Genomic DNA, 23,756 nt, shown 5'->3' with positions numbered 1-23,756 from the left:
CTTACAGGTCGTCCGACGAACAGTCTAGATACCTACGATCATTACTTCTGTCATTTCGATTTGAATCAACTGCCCGGACGTTAACGACTTATTGATCAGGTTCTGCAGCTTGCCAATAAACTGTTCGCGCCCTTTGGAGTCATTAAGCAACTCGGGTTTCGTGTCGGCCAACGTTTTGATAATAATCGGTTTGATTTTAATCTCCTTGATTTTGTCGAATTCTTCCTTTGCTTTTTTGTCATTAAGCTGAAAAGCAAAGGCCATCTGGGCAATATATTCAGGATCTGCGAGATTCGTCTTGATCCCGGTTATTTCCGAGGTCATCTTGACGATCTCATCGGCTGACAACTTGGATAAAGCCGCTGCATTAGCCGAAGCCTGGCTTTTGCCGTTATCGCCAAGCAGTTTGTCCGACAACAAGAAGATCGCCACAACAATCAGCGTAATGGATAACAGGATCGTAATTAACCAGGGGAGCATCTTTTTCATGAAGGTTCCTCCAATTGCTGCACTTTAATGGTAGCTTGATGAATGCCTACCTCGTGATGATACGACTTAACGGAAGCGATGATTTCATTTGCACTTTCAAGCACAATCATGCGTTTTCCATTAATCAATGTAATGTAGGTGTCAGGAGTCTCCTCAACCATTTCTATCAACAGCGCGTTAAGCCACAACTGCGAACCATTTAACCTCGTTACCGATATCATGGACAGCCTCCTTGTTTAATCAGGGAGGGGATTGCCCCTCCCTATCCATCCTTATCGTTTCAGATTGACAACTTCTTGAAGAACTTCATCTGAAGTCGTGATAATCCGGGAATTGGCTTGGAAGCCGCGCTGAGCGACGATCATTTCCGAAAATTCACCTGTCAGGTCAACGTTGGACATTTCGAGCTGGCCAGCAATAATGGCACCAGTCCCTTCCTCAGCGTTGTTCCCTTCAAACATTACGGCATCCAAGTCGCCCTCCGGGATTGCATTCAGAGTTACGCGATACAAATTGCCGCCGATTTTCTCCAGGCCTTCCGGATTCGGAATTTTCGCAACGCCGATGATGGCTCCCTCGCTCGTTGTTCCGTCACTCATCTTCTGAATGATGGTGCCGTTTTGCGCAATCGTGAATGCCGTAACATCATCGCCCAACTGAATAGGTTCACCCGCCGAATCGAGAACGAGCATACCGTCTGAAGTTACCAGGTTACGCTCTACGTCAACATGGAAGTCGCCTGCACGGGTCAAGAAAGCCATATCTTGATCCTCGCTAAGCTTCACCATGAAAAATCCGTCTCCGTCAATTCTCAGATCCGTTGGATTGTTGGTCATCATTGCGCTGCCCGGTGTATGCAATGTATCAATCGAACCGATCGATACACCAAGACCGACCTGCTTCGCGTTTACACCACCGGTTGGATCGTCGGTTCCCGGTGTAACCCCGGACATCGTTTGGCTAAGAATATCTTTAAACATCACACGTCCCGCTTTAAACCCAACTGTGTTTACGTTAGCAATGTTATTACCAATGACATCAAGCTTGGTTTGGAAACCTCTCATTCCGGAAATACCGGAATACATGGATCTTAACATCGATTTTCCTCCTTTTGTTATGGACCGCTTCAGTCGATCAGCGGCCGCCTGGCTTCCTCACGGGCCAACCAGATTTATGAAATAATAACTGCACTATCAATTTGCGTAAATACGTTGTCCTTCATCGCTTTGCCATCCATCGCAGTGACCACGGTCCGATTCGGAATATTTACAATGAGAGCCATATCCTTCATCAGAATGAGTGATTCCTTGCTCCCCTTCGCTGCAGCTTTGTCCACAGCGCTCTGAATCTGCGCAAGCTGATCACCCTTTAATTCAATGCCGCGTTGCTGAAGTCTCTTCGCCGCATGATTGCTGATTTTTAGAAGATTCTCATTTAAAAGTTCCTGGAACGTCCCGGCGGGTGGATTAGTCTGAGCTTGTGCTGTTTTTCGTTCATTATGAAGTCCTGCGGGATGTATTTTCCCAGGGTATAAATGCCCTATCATCATGCGGTCACTCATGGCGCTGTTCCCCCAGGCTCTTCTCCCTCTTGTCCGGGATCTCCGGCTTCAGGATCTGTCGGACCGGGATTGCCTGTTTCAGGTACGGAAGGATCCGGATTATTTGTTGCAGGATCTGTCGGACCTGAATTATTTATGTCAGGAACGGTAGGATCCGGATTGTTTATTTGAGGATCTATCGGACCTGAATTCAATGCTTCTGGATCATTCTCGGTTACGGCGTTCTCGATCTTCACGATCTGGTCAAGCGATACTTCACTGTCACCGACTTTGGCATAATGGACGCCTTCACGAACAATGATAGAATCTACGATACCGCTCTTCATGACGGACTCCGAACCATCCTCCGGCTTAAACATCCAGCTGATCTGTTTACCGATCAAACTTGAAGCAGCACCCAGAGACTGACTCATCGCCGTTAATTGAGTATTGATATTCATCAGCTGCTCCAGGGAAGTAAACTGGGCCATTTGGGCAATAAACTCCCGGTCCTGCATCGGCTGAAGCGGATCCTGATGCCTTAATTGTGTAATCAGGATGCTCAAGAACTGATCTTTTCCAAGCTCCTGGCCGTTTCCGTTTTTACTGCTGACATTCCCTTTACTATAATTGGGCCACATATTCTTAGTAGATACCGGATTTGTTGCCATCCAAGCTCACCTCCTCACTGTTAGGCTTTAGCGGTAAATGTCCCTGCTTGCACAAGTTCATCGTCGGCTTGATGCTCAGCAATCCAATCGTTTAATTCTTCTGTCAGATTTGCTGCAAGCACGGCATCATCGGATGGTCTATCCTTCTCCTTCGAGCGATGCTGTGACTGCTGCTGACCTGATCCAGGCTGACGGCCGTCTTGATAAAGATTCGCATTGGAAGACTGGCTGCTCTGTGTAACTTCAATTTTCTCGATCTGCAGCCCTTGTGCAATCAATGCGCTGCGAAGCTGTGCCATTTGCTGGTCAATCAGCTCTTTGGCATCTGTCGACCTTGTCATGAACTGGGCGATTAATTGGCCATTTTGCATCGTAAGTTTGATATCTACTTGACCCAGATGTTCCGGATTCAAGGAGATTCTCGCTTCCGTAAAACCGGTTTGTTTCACGATTTCGAGCTTATTAATAATGAAGGAAGTCATTTCGCTTGCGAAGTTCTCAACAGGCACCGGCGGAGCTGCAGGCTTTACTGCAACTTGCGTTCCTGAACGCAGGGCTAGCTGACCGGCAGTGACCGTTCCTTGCTCCAACAGCGAATCTCCTTCGTTAATCACGAACTCAGTTGCTGTACCATCAACGTCGGTACTTGGCGCCAGCGATGACCACTTGGCATTCGCTTGGCCCGTTGTTGGAGATGAAGCTGACTGTCCTGAAGTATTCGTGGATACGTTAGACTGGACGGCATCCGGTTGCTTTTGGGCCAGAATGTTATCAAAACTGCCGCTTGCCTTACTCTCTCCGGTCCCTGTACCTTGACCAAGCAGACTATGGAAAGATTGGACAAGCTGTTTTACAGCAGCTTCGGTATTCAGATCCACCTGACCAGATTTGGAAAGCATGGATGCCAGCTGGCTGATCGTATCCTGTACCGCGAATCGAATGGTCTCCGGTCTGGAAGCCAATGGAGATATCTCATTCCCATCCGAATTTTCTTGTGCTTGAGGAGAAGCTCCGCTCAGCATAAGATTCGCTTGCGTTAGCCAGTTCTGCAGCTCTTGCAATAAGGATGGATCCTCCATTAATGCCTGATCCATGGTGTCCAGCTCCTGCAGCAAACCTTGAAGCAATTCCATCAAGCCCTCAAGCGATGCATCGTTTTCCGAAGAATACTGCGTTAGCAAGGATTCCAGCTTGGCAGCGACTTCTGTCGAAGTTGTTGAAGCACTGTTACCGCTGCTGTTCATCTGGTAAGCCAGTGTCGCATCAAAGGAAACACCCGCTGTCGTTTGACCCGCCGCGCTTGTCTTTCCGCTTCCCGAGGGACTGCTCACGGATGGAGACATGTTTTGTACCGTTATTGTCATCGTCTTATTTCACCTCCTTTCCTGGGGATGGAGATTCATTTCAGAGCTTATTTAGAGCCCATCAGGCGATTCAATATCTTTGCTGCCAGCTCCGCATCTTTCGAGGACATCGCATTTAAAATCCGTGAACGAGTAGCATCATCCACTGTATTTAGAATGGTCATGGTCTTAGCGGGGCTAATCTTATACGTTTGCATCAGCAGTTCGGCAGCGTTGGCGGGTGTCATTCCGGCAAAGGTCTGATTCAACTGGTTTTTATCCAGATTGTCGGATGACTTCTTCTGCGCTGCCTCCGTTTCGTTCTTCTTGAGCCTGGATTGCAAAGCCGCGATGGCCAGATCTTCAGAAGTCTCAGCATCTTTAAGCATCATGGTTGCATCTGCGGCCGTTTTCGGATCCATTTTCTGCAGAATGGCAACCCGATTGCTGCTCTTCATCTGACTAAGCATAAGCACCATTTCTTCCAGCGTAAGGTTTTGCATAATCGGTGCGGCTTTGCTTGGACTCATGTCGGCGTAGAGCTTGGACAGTTCACGAATCTGCTTGGTATACGCGTCTTCCTCTTCTGTCTCACCGCTTGTCGATGTGCTCTGCATCGAATCAATTTGGGTTTCCAGCTCTTTCACCTTGTTTTCCTGCGCTGCTTTTTGCTCTGATACTTCATTTAATGTTTCTTCGCGTTCGGCAAGCTGCTTCTTGAGTTCAACAATCGTAGCTTCCGCGCTTTCTTCCTGCTGCTTCGCTTCTTTGAGTTTCTGCTCTTCCGGGGTCAGCACCGGATCCGGGACCCAGTTCTTCACGATCGGAATTTTATTAGCTACATCAATTAGTCCATCACGCACATCGGCTCTAAAAAATACGGCAAGCGCCCCGAGCAGAACAATCGTGAATATAGCAGGTACCAAAATCAACAGTATCCGTTCAAATCCTCCGCCTGATTCTTCCTTATCAAGCGGTATGTCTTTTCGTGCCACTCTCATTCCTCCTTCGCGGTCATAACCCTTCGGTGTTTGCAAACCTTATCGGGCTTTGATCGCAAAACGTACCGTCGCCATTTCGTCCAGCTCGTTTTGTTCCCGAAGGAGACTTTCATGCCGGAACTTTTCTTGGGATTTGTCTCTTGCCTTCAGCCACACTTTTTCATCAAGCATCTTATCAGACAATACCTTTTGTTTCTTCGTTACATTGACATGAGCGATCCGTATGTCATCCCGTTTCCGCTCAATGCATTCTTCCAAGTACTCTGCATATACCTGAATGTTTCGGATCTCAGCAACCGGCACGCACCTCGATGCCACCTCTTGCTGAGCGCGATACATTTGATCCCGCATCTCATACAGCTCATTCAGACTTTTCTCTTCTGCCTGCAGCTTCCCGATGGCACTTGACAGCATCCATTCGGCTTGCGTTTTCTCGTTGCTTTTCAGGTCTACGATTTTCTGGAATGCATAATGAAATTTCATTCTTCAAAGTCATCTCCTTGAAAACTCGGAAATCAAACGTTCCTGAACCTCATTCAATGTTGTCTTCTCATTCACTTTTTGCTTCGTGAAATCCCATATTTGGCCGATATATTCAATCGATTCATCGATATCAGCATTCGAGCCCTGTTGATATGCCCCAATATTGATCAAATCCTCCGAGTCCTTGTATATCGCCATCAGTCGCTTTACGTTCTCGGAAGCATCGATTTGTTCCTCCGGAGAAATATCTTTCATTACACGGCTAATGCTAGCCAGCACATCGATAGCCGGGAAATGCCCTTTGTTCGCTATATTCCGGTTTAGAACGATATGACCATCGAGGATCCCCCTGACCGCATCCGCGATCGGTTCGTTCATGTCATCACCGTCTACCAGCACCGTGTAAAAAGCGGTAATCGAGCCCGTTGGCCCTGTGCCTGCGCGTTCCAGAAGCTTCGGCAGACTTGCAAAAACAGACGGAGTATAACCACGCATGGCCGGCGGTTCTCCTACGGCAAGCCCTACTTCACGCTGCGCCATCGCATAGCGGGTAACGGAATCCATCATCAACATCACATTCAGGCCGCGATCCCTGAAATATTCAGCGATCGTTGTAGCGATCAAGGCTCCCTTAATACGGATGAGTGCCGGTTGATCCGAGGTCGCTACAATCACGACGGACCGCTTTAACCCTTCGGGACCCAAGTCCCGTTCAATGAAGTCCAGCACCTCTCGTCCACGTTCCCCGATCAAGGCAATGACATTGACATCGGCAGAAGTATTTCGGGCGATCATTCCCATCAAGGTACTCTTCCCGACCCCGGATCCGGCGAATATGCCGACCCGCTGGCCTTTGCCGATAGATAGCAATCCGTCAATCGCGCGGACGCCGATGCTGATCGGTTCCTGAACCCTCGGCCTATTCAGCGGGTTCTGGGGGACATTATGTGTTGAATAATGCGGCATACGAGCCGGAATGATAGATCCGTCCAGCGGTTGTCCCAATCCGTCGAGCACTTTGCCAAGCAGTTCCGAACCTACCTGCACACTCAGCGGTTTACCGGTACCGACTACATCACAGCCGGGACCAATAGAGTGAAGCTCGCCGAGAGGCATCAGCAACACTTTGTTGTCTCTAAAACCCACGACCTCCGCCTTGAGCGGCTTGGATTGCTTCGTGGGATAGATGTAACAAACATCACCGATGCTTGCATCCGGACCTTCGGACTCCACCATCAGCCCGATAACCTGCGTAACTTTACCGTTGATGCGAACGGGGTCCAGATGTTTCAGATGATCCATATACCGCGCGCTATTCAGCTTCTTCATCTTGATTTCTCCGTTCCTCATCATCAAGAGCGAACCGCACGAGTTCTTTTTTGATCTCAGCTAGCTGTGTATCAATGCGGGCGTCCACGCTTCCGAAGGAAGACCTGATCACGCAGCCACGATCTTTAACCGTGGAATCCGGCAAAATTTGAAGTTCTGCCTGAGAATCGATCGATAATCCGAGCTCTTCCCGTGCCGCGTATACAAATTCGAATTGCTCAGGAGCTATGCAGAGGGAGATGACTCCTTTTTCCCGCTTGCGTGCCAGATTCTTTCGAATCAGCTCCAGTGTGAAATCAGGTTCAATCGTAAGCTGACGATCCAGGACTTTCTCCGCTATGCTGCAGCTGAGCTCCACCAAAAACGGCTCCGCTTCCTGAATTAAATCATCCTTAGCTTGATGGGCGAGCTGAAGCAATTCACTCGCTTGTAATGTCGCTTGCTCCATCAGTTCCTTCATCTCAAGTTCTGCCTTGGCAGAGCCCTCGGCGTATCCTTGGTTAAATCCTTCCATCTTCAGCGTTTCAGACAAATCCTCGTCCTGAAGCCTTCTTTCGGTCCACCACGTTTCAATCTGCTGCTGCGCTTCACTCAACAGCCGCTCCGCCTCTTCCGATGCCTCACGGATTTGCCTTTCGGCAAACTCTTGAGCATCCTTCAGCATCTCATGCTTTAAGCGTTCCGCTTCAGCCAGTGTTTGTACGACAGCCGGCTCGGCAGTCGGCGGAGTATATTCCTCTACCGTTTCCTCGGTTGGTGAAGCGTAACGACGAGCAAGATCCAACTCTTTCAACACATCCATCGGTTTATAGTGGGACGATTTGATCAAGTTAGACAATGATGTCATCTCCTCCGCCGCGAGCAATAATGACCTCGCCCGCTTCTTCGAGTCTTCGGATCGTGCTTACAATCCGCGTCTGAGCTTCCTCTACATCACGCAGCCGTACCGGTCCCATGTATTCCATTTCTTCGCGGAAGGTTTCAGCCATACGCTTGGACATATTGCGGAAAATGACATCCCGTACCTCTTCGCTTGCCACCTTGAGAGCAAGCTGTAAATCGGCGTTCTCGACATCGCGGATAATACGCTGTATCGAACGATTGTCCACGTTGACGATATCTTCGAATACAAACATCCGCTTCTTGATTTCTTCTGCGAGCTCGGGATCCTGGATTTCCAGGGAGTCGAGGATCGTTCGCTCCGTTCCGCGGTCCACGCCGTTCAGAATTTGAACGATGGATTCAATGCCACCCGCACTGGTGTAATCCTGGGTAACCGTCGCCGACAGCTTCTGTTCCAGCACACGTTCCACCTGGGCGATGACTTCTGGTGAAGTACTGTCCATAACTGCAACCCTACGCGCTACTTCGGCCTGCTTCTCTTGCGGAAGCGAAGATAGGATCGCGGATGCCTGCTCGTATTGAAGATACGACAAGACGAGAGCAATGGTCTGTGCATTTTCGTTCTGGATAAAGTTCAGAATTTGGCTTGGGTCCGCTTTGCGGGCAAAGTCAAACGGTCTTACTTGAAGCGTTGCAGTCAGTCTGTTGATCACTTCCATCGCTTTTTGCTGTCCAAGCGCCTTCTCCAAAATTTCTTTAGCGTAATTAATACCGCCTTGCGAGATGTATTCCTGGGCTAGACAAATTTGATGGAATTCCTGAATAATGCTATCTTTCTCATCACTGTCGACTTTGCGAACATTCGCAATCTCCAGCGTTAATTGTTCAATTTCTTCATCTCGAAGATGCTTAAATATTTGAGCGGACACTTCCGGGCCAAGTGTAATGAGCAGTATAGCCGCTTTTTGACGTCCGCTTAACATTTGGTTATTTCCCTTAGCCAATGCTTCCACCTCTATTCCTCAGCTAGCCATGTGCGAAGTAAATTCACGAATTCATCTGGCTTCTTCTTCGCCAAGGTTTCGAGCTGCTTACGAACCTGGCTTTCATTGGTTATACTTTCGAGATTAATCGATGGGAATTCCGTAACTGGCGGAAGCTGAATGTCATCTTCAAATTCTTCCTGCTGTTGTCTGCGTCTGCGGATTATGAAATAGGCTCCTCCAGCAATTAACGCCAACGCAGCGATACCAATCCCCCATAATACAGGCTTTGAAAGAACGGTTTTCGGATTATCATCCGCATTTACATTAAATACCTGTGAAATAACCGAAACTTTTTTTGGATAAATCAGCGTCTGTATAAGTAGAGTCTGTATCCGAGAGCGATGCTCGTACGATATTAACCAGGATGTTCTGTATTGCCGTTCTTGTAGCGTCATCCAAAGTTTGTTGTCCGGCAGGTGGTTCAACCGAGACATTAATGGTTAAATCTTTAACAGTATATGGACTTGCTATGATATCCTTCGTAATCCGGTTAACTTCATAGTTAACGGTTTTGGAGAGCTCTTCCGAGTTCGTTTCCCCGCTTCCAGAATCGCTCGGATATCCCGGAACAGCTTCTTCGCCTACACCGGCCACTCCGCCGGTTGGACTACTGGTTCCCGAATAGTTCTTCTGGATCTCCTGAACACTGAGCTCAATCCCCTTCATTTCTTCTTCATCAACAGGGGTTACGATGTTTTCCTTGCTTTGCACCTGATCAAAGTTCAGTTTGGAGGCAACCAGAACATTAACTTTATTCGATCCCATATATTGCGAGAGAAACTGCTGAACATTTTGCCTAACGTCGCTTTCGAATTTTTTCTGAAGCGCGAAGTTTTCTTCCACCTTACCCATCAATCCACCTTGACCGCCTTTAGCTGTTGCGAGCAGCTCGACTTCGTCATTGGTGATTGTAATGTTCTCGACCGGTAAGTTCGGAATGGCCGTCTTCACCAGGTTATAATACCCGTCAATGACTTCTTGATTAGGACGATAGCCCGGTTTGAATTGCACAACTACGGAAGCACTGGCTTGATCTTCGTTTCCGTTCTTGGCAAATACACTTTCTTTCGGCAGATTTAATAATACCGTTGCATCTTGGACGCCCTGCATTTTCTCAAGCAGTCGTTCTACTTCGCCATTCAGTGCATTTACATATTTCACTTCGAATTCGTTATCTGTCATCCCGATGGCCGATGCGTTCTTCTCGAAGGTTTCGAATCCGATCGTACCATTCTGTACAAGTCCTTGAGACCCTACATCAATCTGGACTTTAGCTGCGCTCGTACTCGGAACCAGGATGCTTCTGCCATCCTCGCTCAGCTTGTAGGAAATCCCTTGTGTCTCCAGGTGGCTGATGATTCCTGCGGCATCGCTGGAATTTAGATCCCGGAATGCTACTTCGTACTTCGTCTTAGAGAACTGCATCGTTAGTACGATTAGAGCAATCAAAACAAATGCTATTGTAGCGATTAACATTATTTTTTGTTTGTTGCTGAATTGGTTCCAATACTGGGTCATTCTCTCCCTATATTGGGTAATTCTCTCGTTCACATTGTCACCCCATCCGAAACTTTGCTAGAAACATTTAGATTTGCGTGCGCATGATCTCTTGATAGGCTTCTACCACTTTGTTTCGGACCTGTGTTGTGAGCTGAATGCTCAACAGAGCCTGTTGGGCGGATATCATCGCCTGATCTACGTTTACTTGTCCAATCATTAATTTATCGCTCATGACATGTGCATTTTGTTCCTGTGCTGCCACAGAGTTCAGTGCTTCATTCAGATAAGAGCCAAAATCGCGAATCGATTCGGAAGGAGTCGCTCCATTTTTCACTTGCTCCTGCAGTTGAAGCGGCTGTACGCCCTGAACACTGAACATTGCATTTTGAATCATCTCTTTCTCTCCTCCTACAATAATGGGCTTATGTATTTTCACTTGTTATCTACCGATCTCCAATGCCTTCATAATCATCGCTTTCGAAGCATTTATCGCAGTAACGTTAGCTTCGTAAGAACGGGTAGCTGCTAGCATATCCACCATTTCCTTCGTAATGTCCACGTTAGGCATAAAGACATAGCCTGCCGCATTCGCATCAGGATGTGTAGGGTTATATACCTGTTTCAGCGGGGTTTGATCTTCCCGTACCTGCGCAACCTTTACCCCTTGTCCCACATTCTGTCCATTCATCTGTGCTCTAAGAAGCCCTTCAAACGATTCCTGCTGCGGCTGTAACACAACCGTTTTTCGGCGATACGGAACGGCTTGGCCATTCTCGATTCGTGCGCGTGTAGTTTCCGCATTGGCTATGTTGGAGGAGATGACATCCATTCGAAGCCGTTGTGCTGTTAGAGCTGATGCATTAATACCGAAGCTATTGCTAATATTCATGAACCCTATCTCCCTTCAATAGCTGTACGCATCATTCGAATCTGCTCATTTACAGCTTGTATGTATGAATTATAACGGAGCTGATTCTCTGCAAGCAGCGACATTTCTCTGTCTGCATCGACATTATTCTGGTTGTTATTCATGGAGCTGCTGCCATCCTTCATGACGGAAGCATCAGGAATCCCCCCGGTTGGACCAATGACAAAATGCCTGGGATCTGTTCTTCTGCCCTGAAGTGACAATTGGGCCCCATCCATTTCTTTTTTCAGAAGACTCTCAAAGGATACCTCGGATCTCTTAAAATGAGGAGTATCCACGTTGGCGATGTTGTTTGCAATCACATTGTTTCTGAGATTTGCTGCATCCAAACCGCTTTGAAGCCGTTGAAAAGAACTATTATTCAACAGGTTCACTAGCTCATTCCTCCTGACTGGACTTTGCAGAAAGGTATTCCACTCTTCCTAGCTAAATCCTCTTTTTTCGACAAATCATATAATCCGTATGAACTAACCTAGGTCTTAAGTAGAAAAAGACAACATGATGTCACATAAACTAAGTTTCTTAAAGATTGGGACTTTTTACAATAAGAAAAAAGCCCTATCTTTTACCAAAAAGAAGGGCTTTGTGTTCATTTTTATTCGGTTTTTTTCTATATTATTGCAAATCGTACCACTAAATCTGTAAAATTTGAGCGATTTTTCCCGAAGGGTAGGTCCTGCTACGACCCATAAAATTCACAAAAAATTACGAAATCCGTCCCGATCCCTTCCAACATGCGAAAGCACTTCGACAACTTGCTGGTAGTGGCATGATGAATATCGACAATTATTTCCTTTCGCATACCCGGAAGATAGACCTATATGCATGCAACTATAGAATATACTGGCTCAGATCCCGGTCCTGGGCGATGCCGGCAAGTTTCTCCCGGACATACTGCGGCGTGATCACCATGCGGTCCAGCGTCAGCTCAGGCGCTTCAAATGACAGGTCTTCGAGGAGTTTCTCCAATATCGTATGAAGTCTCCGCGCGCCTATATTCTCCGTGTTCTGGTTAACCGAAGCCGCGATTTGGGCAATCTCCCGTATAGCTTCTGGGGAAAACTCAACCTCAAGATCTTCAGTACGCAGCAGATTGACGTATTGCTTGGTTAGTGCATTTTTCGGCTCGGTCAAAATGGATACAAAATCGTCGAGTGACAAGCTGCTGAGCTCCACCCGAATCGGAAAACGCCCCTGAAGCTCGGGTATCAAATCCGATGGCTTCGCAATATGAAAAGCACCGGCAGCGATAAAGAGGACAAAGTCCGTTTTTACCGGCCCGTATTTCGTCATAATCGTGGAGCCTTCAACGATAGGCAAAATATCGCGCTGCACACCCTCTCTGGACACATCTGGACCTGATTGACGGCCCTGGCTGGCAACCTTGTCGATCTCGTCGATAAAGATAATACCGGATTGCTCTGCCCGACGAATAGACTCCTGAATGACATCATCCATATCGATAAGCTTGCCAGCTTCCTCTTGCGTCAGCACTTTCCTGGCTTCCTTGACGGACAGCTTGCGGCGCTTTGTGCGTTTTGGCATCAGATTACCGAACATTTCCTGCATGTTCATCCCCATCTGATCATTGCCCTGCCCCGCAAACATATCAAACATGTTCGGAGCAGCATCCTCGACATCAATCTCAATCGTTTCATCTTCAAGCTTACCGGACAGCAGGTTAAAACGAACTTGTCTCCGTTTCTCTTTGAGACTAACGTCCTTATCGTCCGCATCCTCATCTTCGGCCTGGGTATCGTTATTGGCACCGCCAAACAGCATCTCAAAGGGATTGCGCTGACTTTTCTGTCCTTTGGTTGAAGGTGCCAACAGCTGAACGATCCGCTCGTTCGCCATTTCCTCGGCTTTGTCCTTTACCTTCTCGGTACGTTCCAGCTTCACCATCCGGATCGCGGTTTCCACAAGATCACGTACCATGGATTCCACATCACGGCCAACATAACCAACCTCGGTAAACTTTGTCGCCTCGACCTTGACGAACGGTGCATGGACCAGCTTGGCAAGCCTTCTTGCAATCTCCGTTTTGCCGACGCCGGTAGGACCGATCATCAGAATGTTCTTCGGTACGATTTCATCCCGCTCGTCATCTGTAAGCAAACTCCGGCGATAGCGGTTCCGAAGGGCTACAGCGACCGATTTTTTAGCGTCCTTCTGCCCTACGATGTATTTATCCAGCTCGGATACAATCTGTCTTGGCGTCATCGATTCTTTACTCATCGCGAATACCTCCACCCCTGATATGGCTATATGTTACTGTATGGCATCCTTACAGCTCTTCGACAATAATGTTGCTGTTGGTATAGACACACACCTCAGAAGCGATCTGAAGCGCCTCTCTGGCTATATCCTTTGCTTCCATATGTCCGGCATGTCGCTTAAGCGCCCGACCTGCCGACAAGGCAAAATTGCCGCCTGACCCTATGGCCAGCACATCATCATCGGGCTCGATGATTTCGCCGCCGCCTGAAATCAGGAGCATTCCTGTTTTATCCATAACAATCATCAAAGCCTCAAGTTTGCGAAGCACACGGTCTTGACGCCAGTCCTTCGCGAGCTCAACAGCGGCACGCTGCAGGTTTCCATGGTGCTCTTCCAGCTTGCCTTCGAATTTCTCAAATAACGTAATTGCATCCGCCACAGAACCGGCAAAACCGGCGACAACTTGTCCCCGGTAAAGACGGCGCACTTTCTTGGCGGTCTGCTTCATGACTACACTTTCACCAAATGTAACTTGGCCATCGCCGGCAATAGCTGCTGTGCCATTATGCCGTACTGCGCAAATCGTCGTAGCGTGAAAAGTCATTTCCATGATGGCAAGACCTCCCTAAGAAAATAAGATTAGATTGTATTTGGTTCGTTAGCATTAATAAATATTCGTACTCCGTCAAGAGCTCGGCTCGCAAGCGCTTCGTTCTTTTCCTTTTTGTTTCGAATGCGCTTCTCGAGACTCGGAAGAAGACCGAAGTTCGCATTCATTGGCTGGAAGTTATCGGGATCTGCATGGGTAATGTAATAGGCCATACTCCCGATAGTTGATTCCTGAGGGAACACGATCCCCTCCTGCCCCTGAGCTGCTCTTGCTGCATTGATTCCAGCAATCAATCCGGATGCCGCCGATTCAACATATCCTTCAACACCCGTCATTTGGCCCGCCAGATACAGATTAGGCCGTGTTTTCACCTGATAGGTTTGTTCCAGCAGTCTAGGCGAATTGACAAACGTATTGCGGTGCATGACGCCGTAACGCACAATCTCGGCGTTCTCGAGTCCCGGAATCATGGAAATGATCCGCTTCTGTTCGCCCCACTTCAAATGAGTTTGAAAACCGACAAGGTTGTAGAGGGTACCTGCCGCATTATCCTGACGGAGCTGCACCACAGCGTGCGGCAGCTTGCCTGTATGCGGGTTCACCAATCCAACAGGTTTCATCGGGCCAAACAAGGCGGTTTGTTTACCACGCTTCATCATGATCTCGATCGGCATGCAGCCTTCAAAATAAATCTCCTTCTCAAACTCTTTCAATTGAGCGACTTCGGCAGTGATAAGAGCGTCATAGAAAGCGTCAAACTCTTCTTCCGTCATGGGACAATTCAGATATGCCGCTTCGCCTTTATCGTAACGGGATGCCAGATAGACCTTGCTCATATCAATGGAATCCTTTTCCACGATCGGCGCAGCCGCATCGTAAAAATAGAAATAGTCCTCACCCATCAGCTCACGAATCTGTGATGACAATGCGGGCGAAGTCAGAGGCCCTGTGGCAATAACAACGATGCCTTCTTCAGGTATATGCTGAATTTCTTCATTTACAACCTCAATTAAAGGATGCTGATGCAGGGTTTCCGTAATTTCTCCCGAAAAACCGTCACGGTCAACGGCCAATGCGCCGCCAGCCGGGACGGAATTGCGGTCTGCCGAACCGATGACAAGCGAGTTCAGCATCCGCATTTCTTCCTTCAATACCCCGACTGCGTTGGTTAAACCGTTAGCGCGTAGCGAATTACTGCATACAAGCTCAGCGAACTTGTCCGTATGATGAGCCGGCGTCTTCACGACCGGCCGCATCTCATATAATGTAACGGGTATGCCGCGGCTAGCGATCTGCCAAGCAGCTTCACTGCCTGCAAGCCCTGCACCGATAACCGTAACCCTCTGTGAATCTGTCAAAGTCATTACCCCCTGTATGCCTTACAAATCTGCTGCATCGTCCTGTTCCTCGACCATTTCGGAATAATCACAAGAAGTACATTGAAGCTTGATGCCTTGCTTGCTTTTCTTCTCTACCATCAAACTGCTGCAATTCGGACACGGCTTCGTTGACGGTTTATCCCATGATACAAAGTCACATTCGGGATAACGGTCACACCCAAAGAAGACGCGCCCCTTCTTGCTCCGGCGTTCCACGACATGGCCTTCCTTGCATTTCGGGCAGGCTACGCCGATATCTTTCACGATCGGCTTGGTATTCCGGCAATCCGGGAAGCCAGAGCATGCAAGAAACTTGCCAAACCTGCCCAGCTTATACACCAATGGCTTACCGCATTTTTCGCAGATTTCATCGGAAACCTCATCTTCGATTTCGATTTCCTTCATTTCTTCCTCTGCTACTTCAAGGCGCTTTTCAAAGGATTCATAGAACTCTGCCAATACCTTGACCCAATCTTCGGAGCCCTCCTCCACATGGTCGAGGTCCTCTTCCATGTTCGCCGTAAACTCCACATTGAGAATTTCCGGGAAGAACTGCTCCATCTGTTCGATGACAAGTTCACCGAGCTCGGTTGGCATGAATTTTTTCTCTTCGATGGCAACGTAGCCTCTCTTCTGGATCGTCTCCAGCGTCGGTGCATACGTACTAGGACGCCCTATACCGAGCTCCTCCAGCGTTCGGACAAGACGCGCTTCCGTATAACGCGGAGGCGGCTGGGTGAAGTGCTGCTTCGGCTCAATATCCTGCTTCTCCAGAATGTCGCCACTATGAAGCTCTGGCAGGTATTTATCTTCCTCTGTCGTCCCGTCGTCGTTGCCTTCAACGTAGACCTTCATAAATCCAGGGAAACGAACCTTCGAACCCGTTGCGCGGAAAACGGTCTTGCCCGCGGTAATATCCACAGAAAGCGTATCCAGCACAGCAGAAGACATCTGACTCGCTACAAAACGCTCCCAAACCAGTTTATACAGGCGAAGCTGATCACGACTCATGAACGGCTTCACGGATTCAGGATCCCGCAGCACCGATGTAGGTCGAATCGCTTCATGCGCGTCCTGAGCGTTGGCCGCTTTTTTCGAGTATTGTCTCGGGCTCTCCGGAACGAACGGATCACCATACCTCTCGGTGATGTATTCTTTCGCTTCTTCTTGAGCCGTGCCTGAAATGCGCGTGGAATCCGTACGCATATAGGTAATCAAACCGACGGTGCCTTCCTTGCCAAGCTCGACGCCCTCGTACAACTGCTGGGCAACGGACATGGTCTTGGCAGCCCGGAAACCAAGTTTACGTGCTGCTTCCTGCTGCAAGGAACTCGTCGTAAACGGTGGAGACGGGTGGCGCTGACGTTCGCGCTCTTTTACTTCGCCGACTTGGAAGGAAGCATCCCGAATCGCTTCGAGAATTTCATTGACCTCCTGTTCATTGGTCAGCTCCTTCTTCGCGCCGTCAAGCTGCGTGAATTTGGCTTCGAATGCGGAACCTTTAATGGCCAGCTTGGCCGTAATGGTCCAATATTCTTCCGGAACGAAAGCGCTTATCTCATTCTCGCGGTCGAGAATGATTTTGACGGCTACCGATTGAACGCGGCCGGCAGAGAGTCCCTTTTTCACTTTCTTCCATAGAATAGGGCTGATCTTATAACCAACCAAACGGTCGAGGATACGTCTTGCCTGCTGCGCGTTAACCAAATCCATGTTAATTTTGCGCGGCGTCTTGAAGGCGTCCTTTACGGCCGTTTTCGTTATTTCATTAAATACAACCCGCAGGCTTTGAGTATCATCCAGCTCCAACGCATGCGCAAGATGCCATGCAATGGCTTCCCCTTCGCGATCGGGGTCAGCTGCGAGGTACACTTTTTTCACCTTTTTGCTAGCATCCTTAAGTTCCTTTAAGACAGAACCTTTTCCGCGGATCGTAATGTATTTCGGATTGAAGTCGTTTTCCACTTCAACCCCGATCTGGCTCTTCGGCAAATCGCGAACATGACCCATCGAAGCCTTCACGATATACTTGCTGCCGAGATATTTGCCAATCGTTTTCGCCTTAGCAGGCGACTCTACGATGACGAGTGAATCCGCCACAGGTTCATCCTCCTCTCCAACATTCAAACTTTCCCATTAAATGATCTTATATATAGCACCGGGTAATTGGGTAATCTGCTTTTTTATGATTAAAGATAACAGAACTGAATGCAAATGTCCAAAATCCCACCGGGTTCGCTCGATCATCTCATCCAGCGACCCGGGACCCTGTTCGAGCATATGGTATATTTGTCGTTCGTCATTTGTCAACCCGGCTTGTTCATCCGGATGCTCCTGACGAGGGGCCCGCCGCTCCTTATTGTATGTATCCGAAGCTACTTTTGGCAACCAGGAATCATATTCTTCTATTATATCACTAGCTTGCGTGACCATCTTGGCCCCTTGCTTGATCAAATCCAAGGTCCCTCTGCTCTTCGGTGAAGTGAGAGGTCCCGGAACGGAGAACACGTCCCTTCCCGCCTCCAGGGCTAAATCCGCCGTAATCAACGATCCGCTGCGGGCATCCGCCTCCACCACCACGGTACCTAACGTGAGCCCCGCAATAATCCGGTTTCGCTGCGGGAAGAATCCCGGGAGCGCCTTGGTGCCAGGCGGGTATTCGGAAATGATAAGCCCCTTAGCCGCGATCTCTTCATAGAGCGATCGATTCTCCGGTGGATATATAACGTCAATGCCGGCTCCGAGAACCGCCATTGTCGGTCCCCCGCTTCGCAAAGCCGAATCGTGGACAACGCTATCAATGCCTCTGGCCATGCCGCTGACAACCATGAACCCTGCCCGTGCCAACTCCTCGGATAGCATCGTTGCAATTTTGCGCCCATATGCAGTAGGCATTCTTGTACCTACCATCGCAATCCCCGGCTTCGTCAGCAGATGAGGATCGCCTATGCAATACAATACCCACGGTGCCTGTGGCGAAGATTTTAACGTGTCCGGGTAGATATCATCGAGGGCTGTTATAATACGTATTTTTGAACGGTTTGTCAAATTCCATACCCCGGCTTCATGTTGTCCAAACCCGACATCATCCGCACTCGACAGATCGACCTGCTTTCTTTCGACAACGAAAGAAAAATCTTTGGCCAGTTTATTCGCTTTTTCGACAGATAGACCAGAGGCTCTCCAATCATTCGCATCATATGACAGCAGCCCCTGATGAAGTTCACCATTCAATATGATTCGGTTAATGGTCTTCCATCCGATACCTTCGCTTTCATGCAATGCGATCAGCAGTAAGCTATCCATCTTCATAATGGGACCTCCTTAAAATATAAAATCAAAAGCAAAAAAGCAACCCTTCATTTCCTGTTTAGGAAATAAAAGGTTGCCTACCTTAAATTATAACCATGGGCTTAGCCTAGGATTGCATAAGAATCTAGTTCTAGTGAGTCGTGCAAGACTCCAAAAGACCTTTCTCCTCAAGCACGCTAACCAGGGTTGAGCCCATTTCAGCAGGTGTAGGAGCTACCTTGATACCGCAAGCCTCAAGTACAGAGATTTTCTCCTTGGCTGTTCCTTTACCGCCAGAAATAATCGCACCTGCGTGGCCCATACGTTTTCCTGGAGGCGCCGTTGCGCCGCCAATGAAACCTACCACTGGTTTAGTCATGTTCGCTTTGATCCATTCAGCCGCTTCTTCCTCTGCTGTACCGCCGATCTCACCGATCATAATAACCGCTTTGGTGTTAGGATCTTCATTAAAGAGTCTCAATACATCGATAAACTCCGTCCCTTTAACCGGGTCGCCGCCAATCCCTACGGCGGAGGATTGTCCGATGCCGCGAGCTGTCAGCTGGTGAACGGCTTCATATGTCAGGGTACCACTGCGCGATACAACGCCGACATGTCCTGGCGTATGGATGTAACCAGGCATGATGCCGATTTTGCATTCACCCGGTGTAATGACACCAGGACAGTTAGGACCGATCAGACGAGTTTTCTTGCCTTCCATATAGCGGGATACTTTTACCATATCTAGCACCGGAATGCCTTCCGTAATACAGATAACCAGATCCATCTCGGCATCAACTGCTTCCAGAATGGAATCGGCTGCAAAAGCCGGAGGCACATAAATTACGCTAGCGGTTGCGCCTGTTTTGGCTTTGGCTTCCTCAACGGTGTTGTAAACCGGCAATTTGACGGTTTCGCCGTTCTCAAGCGTAACTTCGACTTCGGTTCCACCTTTGCCGGGTGAAGTTCCCCCGACCATCTGTGTACCGTAATCCAGGGCGCCTTTTGCATGGAAAAGGGCTGTTTTACCTGTAATCCCTTGCGTGATAACTTTTGTATTTTTATCGATCAAGATACTCACGATTGATTCACATCCCCTATTGTTATTTGAAAATGAAAGCAACCGCACGGCAGGGCTTTCGAAGCCCATCGTGCCATGCCCCTTCAGGAATGAAATATTACTGAACGAGGGAGACGATCTTCTGTGCTCCGTCGGCCATGGAATCAGCAGGTACGATATTAAGACCGGACTCAGCCAGAATCTGCTTGCCGAGGTCTACGTTCGTTCCTTCCAAGCGTACAACAAGCGGACGAGTTAAGCCCAGCTGTTTTGCAGCTTCGACAACACCGGTAGCGATAACGTCGCAGCGCATAATACCACCAAAAATGTTGACAAAGATTCCTTTTACTTGAGGATCGGACAAAATAATCTTGAAGGCTTCCGTTACCTTCTCCGTTGTTGCACCGCCCCCAACATCAAGGAAGTTAGCAGGGTCGCCGCCATAATACTTGATGATGTCCATCGTAGCCATGGCAAGACCTGCGCCGTTAACCATACAGCCGATATTGCCATCAAGAGCTATGTAACTCAAATCGTATTTGGATGCTTCGATTTCCTTCTCGTCTTCTTCGTCCAAGTCACGCAGTTCAAGGATGTCTTTATGACGGAACAACGCGTTGGAATCGAAATTGAGTTTGGCATCGAGAGCCATGACGTTTCCGTCACCAGTTACGACCAGCGGATTGATTTCAGCGATAGAGCAATCCTTCTCTACAAATGCCTTATACAAGGCCAGCATGAACTGAACGGCTTTCCCTACAAGTTCATTCGGAATATTAATGGAATACGCTAATTTCCGCGCTTGGAATGTTTGAAGTCCGATCGCTGGATCTACAACCTCTTTAAAAATTTTCTCAGGAGTTGCTGCTGCAACCTCTTCGATCTCGGTACCGCCTTCTTCGGACGCCATCAAAACGACACGACCGGTAGCACGGTCAACGACCACACCGATATAATACTCTTTGCGAATATCGCAGCCCTCTTCAATGAGGAGACGCTTGACTTCCTTGCCTTCCGGACCCGTTTGGTGAGTCACCAACACCTTGCCCAGAATTTCTTCAGCATAAGCACGAACCTCATCAAGATTCTTCGCCACTTTAACACCGCCGGCTTTACCCCGACCGCCTGCGTGGATCTGTGCTTTGACAACGGTTACGGGACTGCCCAAAGATTGTGCAGCTTCAACTGCTTCTTCTACCGTAAACGCTACCTTGCCGTTCGGAACAGCTACTCCATATTGCTTCAGTACTTGTTTTCCTTGATATTCATGGATATTCATTCTCGAATCCTCCTATCAACATGACTGGAACAAGGCTGGCTAACACGGAACTAATCTATGAAAGATTACCCTGTCAACCTTTATATATTAAACCCAAGCTATTGTAACATGTTTTTAAAACGCTTACCTTAAAAAGTTCACAGTTTATCCACTCGATTTGGCATGGGTATGATTCCTTCCAGATATAAATTGGAGAAATATGTAAAAATCATTTGTTTTTCCGTGCAAAGTGTATCAATCCAATGATCCCCAATGCGACAACGGCAATACCTAACAATCCTGCTAGCATAATCATAATATTTCCCCATAATATGGTCATCCCGCTTCCCTCTCCTATCCGAATAATTAGTATATCGATTACTATTATACCATTAAATCCCTTTTCATTTAAGTTAAACTGTGACGCAAAATAAAACTCTTTATCCTTTTTCTGCTATCCGTTAGAATGATTGAAAGATTAGTGAACGCATTCATAAGGAGATTCAGCATGAGTTGGTTGAAGTCATTTTTTCCACTGCATTCATTATTTGTTAAAATGCTGGTGTATTTTCTCATCGTGATTTTCCTGCTCTCCTCCTACAATTTATGGTCGATGACATTCTACTCCCGTAATGTAAACAATGAAATTGTCAAATATAATCTGACCCTGATTCGAAATACCGTAGATCAATTTGAGAAACAATACTCTACTTGGAAGAATCTCCTCCTCAACCTTCAGCACGATGAATTTGTCGGCAATATCAGCAGGCAGGCCGATTCCGGCGGAAAGAAGGGCATCAATTATCTGCAGGTGGATATGGTGATGGATCAGATCCGGTCCTTGGTAAGCCAGCCCTACTATCACTTGAACAATGTCATGATCTACTACCAGAATCATTCCTTCCTGCTTGAACGGGATGGCATCGTTGACGATGACCGCATGTTTAAGCATTACTACATAAGCGACTCCTATCCATACGAGTTCTGGAAACAGAGAGATCACACAACCGGTTTTCTACATATGCTCCCCAGCAGCATTTTCTCCATCGGGACAGAGAAGAGCGAGTTACAGCTGATGCCTCTAATTACAAACGTACAGAGCAGTCCCTGGAAGATCATAGCTCTCGTAAATATGAAAAGCTGGTATGAATCCTATAAAGGAATGACCGGTTCCCGTTTTCTGCTGATGGACTCGGAGGGAGAAATTCTGTTCGAATCAGCCCCGGATGTGAAAACCCAGCCACTGCCGGAATGGGACGGCCAATCGGAATGGATGATGGAGAAGGGATCTTATTACTTTTTCGAAAAGGGCACCCGCTCCGGCCTCACCTACGTCTCCATTATTCCGCATAACGAACTCAACCAAAGCATCAGCCGCATGAACTGGATTGCCGTGCTGTTATTTGCAGCTACCCTGCTCATCGGGATTCTGGCATCTTGGGTATTTTCCCGCAAAATCAACCGGCCGCTCAAGAGAATGGTTACAGGACTGGGCCAGGCGGAGATGGAGCTATATCAAGGGAGCATTGCCGAATTCAGCGCCATTTCCAACCACCTGAAGGGTTTGCAGCATGAACGAAAGAGCATCAAGGAATGGATGGACCATACCAAACCGCTCTTAACCAGCTACCATTATTTGGCCCAGTTCAAAAACTTTGCCCTTGATACCGCCGCTGCCAAAGAGCTTTGGGTCGGCGAGGGTGCATTCATGGTTATCGTTTATCAGTTGAGGTACCGGCATGCTCCTTCGCGTCAGCTTGATGCCTTAATGACAAGGGCAACCGGCAAAATCAAAGATATGATCACGCTGCAGATCCAAGAAACGTTTCCCTTATCCCACACCCTTCAGATGGAGGGCAAGCAAATCTTGTCCATTGTGTATACTCAAGAAAAATCTGATACGCTGCAGCAGTGTCTGAGTCGGCTCAAACAGATTTTTGATCAAGATCAAAGCACTTATCTCGTGAATATTTCGGTTTCGTCCGTGTTCCAGCTAACCTCTGATTTTGACCGGGCTTATGCAGAAGCCATGTCGCTCCTGCAACAAGCCATGCCGATTGAGGAAACCCAGATCATCTGGGAGAAGGAACGCCGTGAAGATGTAACAGGATTCACTGCCGAGCAAGAGCACGAGTTTTACGTGAATTTACAGGCCGGCAACGAGAGCAGCTGCCAATCGCTTATCGAGCGCGCCCTGGATCGATTGCAGCGGCAAGAGGCCACGGCCGATCAACTAAGCCACTTTGCCAAATCGGTCTCGGTCCGCATGAGAAGGACAGTAGAACTGCTGAAAATCAATATCGACGCACTTCCGGACTACGCAGAAAAGCTTGCATACAGCGTGACCCCTGAGCAATACCGAGACATCCTTCTCGACGAGCTCGCCCATGCAGCCCATGCAATCCGTCTGAAACGAGAGGAACATTACGATATCATTCAATATGTCTTTCATTATCTGGAGTCGCATTACGCTGAAGAAATATCGCTCGAACAGCTTGCCTCTAAACTCAACATGTCGCCTACTTATCTGTCAGGGTATATTAAAGAGAAAACGGGGAGCAACTTCAGCGACCAATTGAATGCGATTCGAATAACAAAAGCGAAAGAACTACTGCAGACAACAAATATGCCGATTCAGGAAGTAGGCAACCGGATCGGCTACCGCAATGTCACTTCCTTTATCCGCATGTTCAAAAAAGTAACCGGCCAAACACCAGGTGATTACCGGAAAACCAACTGGATCCGATAACACACAGGTGAGCGGC

At 48.1% G+C, this 23,756-nt stretch carries 22 protein-coding genes and 1 pseudogene; 1 reads left to right on the top strand and 22 read right to left on the bottom strand.

The features are described from left to right. Nucleotides 1–24: 24 nt before the first annotated feature. The 22 genes and pseudogenes from J7E85_RS07300 to sucC all read right to left on the bottom strand — a co-directional run bounded on the left by J7E85_RS07300 (nt 25) and on the right by sucC (nt 21,012). Nucleotides 25–489 (bottom strand): flagellar basal body-associated FliL family protein, encoded by a 465-nt coding sequence (locus tag J7E85_RS07300; protein ID WP_215156459.1) that lies wholly within the window; start codon nt 487–489, stop codon nt 25–27. Then, the gene (locus J7E85_RS07295) at nt 486–710 is read right to left on the bottom strand and encodes a flagellar FlbD family protein (protein ID WP_215156458.1); all 225 of its coding nucleotides are present in this window, start codon (nt 708–710) and stop codon (nt 486–488) included. The genes J7E85_RS07300 and J7E85_RS07295 overlap by 4 nt, the downstream gene beginning before the upstream one ends. Nucleotides 711–761: 51 nt before the next feature. Next, a complete protein-coding gene (flgG, locus tag J7E85_RS07290; RefSeq protein WP_215156456.1) occupies nt 762–1,586 on the bottom strand; it encodes a flagellar basal body rod protein FlgG in 825 nt (274 codons plus the stop codon). A 74-nt stretch (nt 1,587–1,660) separates the two neighbouring features. Further along, nucleotides 1,661–2,050, bottom strand: coding sequence for a TIGR02530 family flagellar biosynthesis protein (locus J7E85_RS07285; RefSeq protein WP_215156453.1), 390 nt, complete (start codon nt 2,048–2,050; stop codon nt 1,661–1,663). Next, nucleotides 2,047–2,700, bottom strand: coding sequence for a flagellar hook capping FlgD N-terminal domain-containing protein (locus tag J7E85_RS07280; RefSeq protein ID WP_215156451.1), 654 nt, complete (start codon nt 2,698–2,700; stop codon nt 2,047–2,049). The genes J7E85_RS07285 and J7E85_RS07280 overlap by 4 nt, the downstream gene beginning before the upstream one ends. Nucleotides 2,701–2,720: 20 nt before the next feature. After that, nucleotides 2,721–4,064: a flagellar hook-length control protein FliK gene (locus J7E85_RS07275; RefSeq protein ID WP_215156449.1), complete on the bottom strand. Its 1,344-nt coding sequence runs from the start codon at nt 4,062–4,064 to the stop codon at nt 2,721–2,723. Between the two features lie 47 nt (nt 4,065–4,111). Then, nucleotides 4,112–5,044 (bottom strand): MotE family protein, encoded by a 933-nt coding sequence (locus J7E85_RS07270; protein ID WP_215156447.1) that lies wholly within the window; start codon nt 5,042–5,044, stop codon nt 4,112–4,114. Nucleotides 5,045–5,083: 39 nt separating this feature from the next. Continuing rightward, nucleotides 5,084–5,527, bottom strand: coding sequence for a flagellar export protein FliJ (gene fliJ / locus J7E85_RS07265; RefSeq protein WP_098747053.1), 444 nt, complete (start codon nt 5,525–5,527; stop codon nt 5,084–5,086). Nucleotides 5,528–5,536: 9 nt separating this feature from the next. Beyond that, nucleotides 5,537–6,856 (bottom strand): flagellar protein export ATPase FliI, encoded by a 1,320-nt coding sequence (gene fliI, locus J7E85_RS07260; protein WP_098747055.1) that lies wholly within the window; start codon nt 6,854–6,856, stop codon nt 5,537–5,539. After that, nucleotides 6,840–7,694, bottom strand: a complete 855-nt coding sequence (locus J7E85_RS07255) for a FliH/SctL family protein (protein WP_215156445.1) — start codon at nt 7,692–7,694, stop codon at nt 6,840–6,842. The genes fliI and J7E85_RS07255 overlap by 17 nt, the downstream gene beginning before the upstream one ends. Then, nucleotides 7,687–8,703 (bottom strand): flagellar motor switch protein FliG, encoded by a 1,017-nt coding sequence (gene fliG / locus J7E85_RS07250; RefSeq protein ID WP_071220479.1) that lies wholly within the window; start codon nt 8,701–8,703, stop codon nt 7,687–7,689. Before fliG ends, J7E85_RS07255 begins: the two co-directional genes overlap by 8 nt. 11 nt (nt 8,704–8,714) lie before the next feature. Beyond that, a pseudogene (fliF, locus tag J7E85_RS07245) lies at nt 8,715–10,296 on the bottom strand (flagellar basal-body MS-ring/collar protein FliF). A gap of 34 nt (nt 10,297–10,330) precedes the next feature. Then, entirely contained in the window at nt 10,331–10,639 is a 309-nt protein-coding gene (gene fliE, locus J7E85_RS07240; protein ID WP_076324995.1) for a flagellar hook-basal body complex protein FliE, read from the bottom strand. Between the two features lie 45 nt (nt 10,640–10,684). Next, on the bottom strand, nt 10,685–11,134 hold the full coding sequence (gene flgC, locus J7E85_RS07235) for a flagellar basal body rod protein FlgC (protein WP_076324996.1): 450 nt from the start codon (nt 11,132–11,134) through the stop codon (nt 10,685–10,687). A gap of 5 nt (nt 11,135–11,139) precedes the next feature. Continuing rightward, a complete protein-coding gene (gene flgB, locus J7E85_RS07230) occupies nt 11,140–11,547 on the bottom strand; it encodes a flagellar basal body rod protein FlgB (RefSeq protein ID WP_076324997.1) in 408 nt (135 codons plus the stop codon). Nucleotides 11,548–12,004: 457 nt separating this feature from the next. Continuing rightward, nucleotides 12,005–13,411 carry an ATP-dependent protease ATPase subunit HslU gene (gene hslU / locus J7E85_RS07225; RefSeq protein WP_076324998.1) on the bottom strand — a complete coding sequence of 469 codons (1,407 nt, stop codon included), beginning with the start codon at nt 13,409–13,411 and terminating at the stop codon, nt 12,005–12,007. 49 nt (nt 13,412–13,460) lie between these two features. Beyond that, nucleotides 13,461–14,003: an ATP-dependent protease subunit HslV gene (gene hslV, locus J7E85_RS07220; protein WP_006211334.1), complete on the bottom strand. Its 543-nt coding sequence runs from the start codon at nt 14,001–14,003 to the stop codon at nt 13,461–13,463. A 29-nt stretch (nt 14,004–14,032) separates the two neighbouring features. Beyond that, entirely contained in the window at nt 14,033–15,367 is a 1,335-nt protein-coding gene (trmFO, locus tag J7E85_RS07215) for an FADH(2)-oxidizing methylenetetrahydrofolate--tRNA-(uracil(54)-C(5))-methyltransferase TrmFO (protein WP_483311304.1), read from the bottom strand. 15 nt (nt 15,368–15,382) lie between these two features. Continuing rightward, on the bottom strand, nt 15,383–17,482 hold the full coding sequence (topA, locus tag J7E85_RS07210; RefSeq protein WP_215156442.1) for a type I DNA topoisomerase: 2,100 nt from the start codon (nt 17,480–17,482) through the stop codon (nt 15,383–15,385). A gap of 36 nt (nt 17,483–17,518) precedes the next feature. After that, entirely contained in the window at nt 17,519–18,694 is a 1,176-nt protein-coding gene (gene dprA, locus J7E85_RS07205) for a DNA-processing protein DprA (RefSeq protein ID WP_215156440.1), read from the bottom strand. Between the two features lie 130 nt (nt 18,695–18,824). Then, a complete protein-coding gene (sucD, locus tag J7E85_RS07200) occupies nt 18,825–19,754 on the bottom strand; it encodes a succinate--CoA ligase subunit alpha (protein WP_215156438.1) in 930 nt (309 codons plus the stop codon). A gap of 97 nt (nt 19,755–19,851) precedes the next feature. Then, entirely contained in the window at nt 19,852–21,012 is a 1,161-nt protein-coding gene (gene sucC, locus J7E85_RS07195; RefSeq protein ID WP_006211339.1) for an ADP-forming succinate--CoA ligase subunit beta, read from the bottom strand. A gap of 487 nt (nt 21,013–21,499) precedes the next feature. Here sucC and J7E85_RS07190 point away from each other — a divergent pair, with 487 nt between their 5' ends. Further along, nucleotides 21,500–23,740: a helix-turn-helix domain-containing protein gene (locus J7E85_RS07190; RefSeq protein WP_215156436.1), complete on the top strand. Its 2,241-nt coding sequence runs from the start codon at nt 21,500–21,502 to the stop codon at nt 23,738–23,740. The last annotated feature ends 16 nt before the right edge of the window (nt 23,741–23,756 follow it).

The sequence above is a fragment of the Paenibacillus sp. ISL-20 genome (genome assembly GCF_018613005.1).
In the GTDB taxonomy this organism is placed as follows: Bacteria; Bacillota; Bacilli; order Paenibacillales; family Paenibacillaceae; genus Paenibacillus_AQ.
Note: the sequence above shows the minus strand (reverse complement) of the source record. Positions and strands in the feature narration are given on the sequence as shown.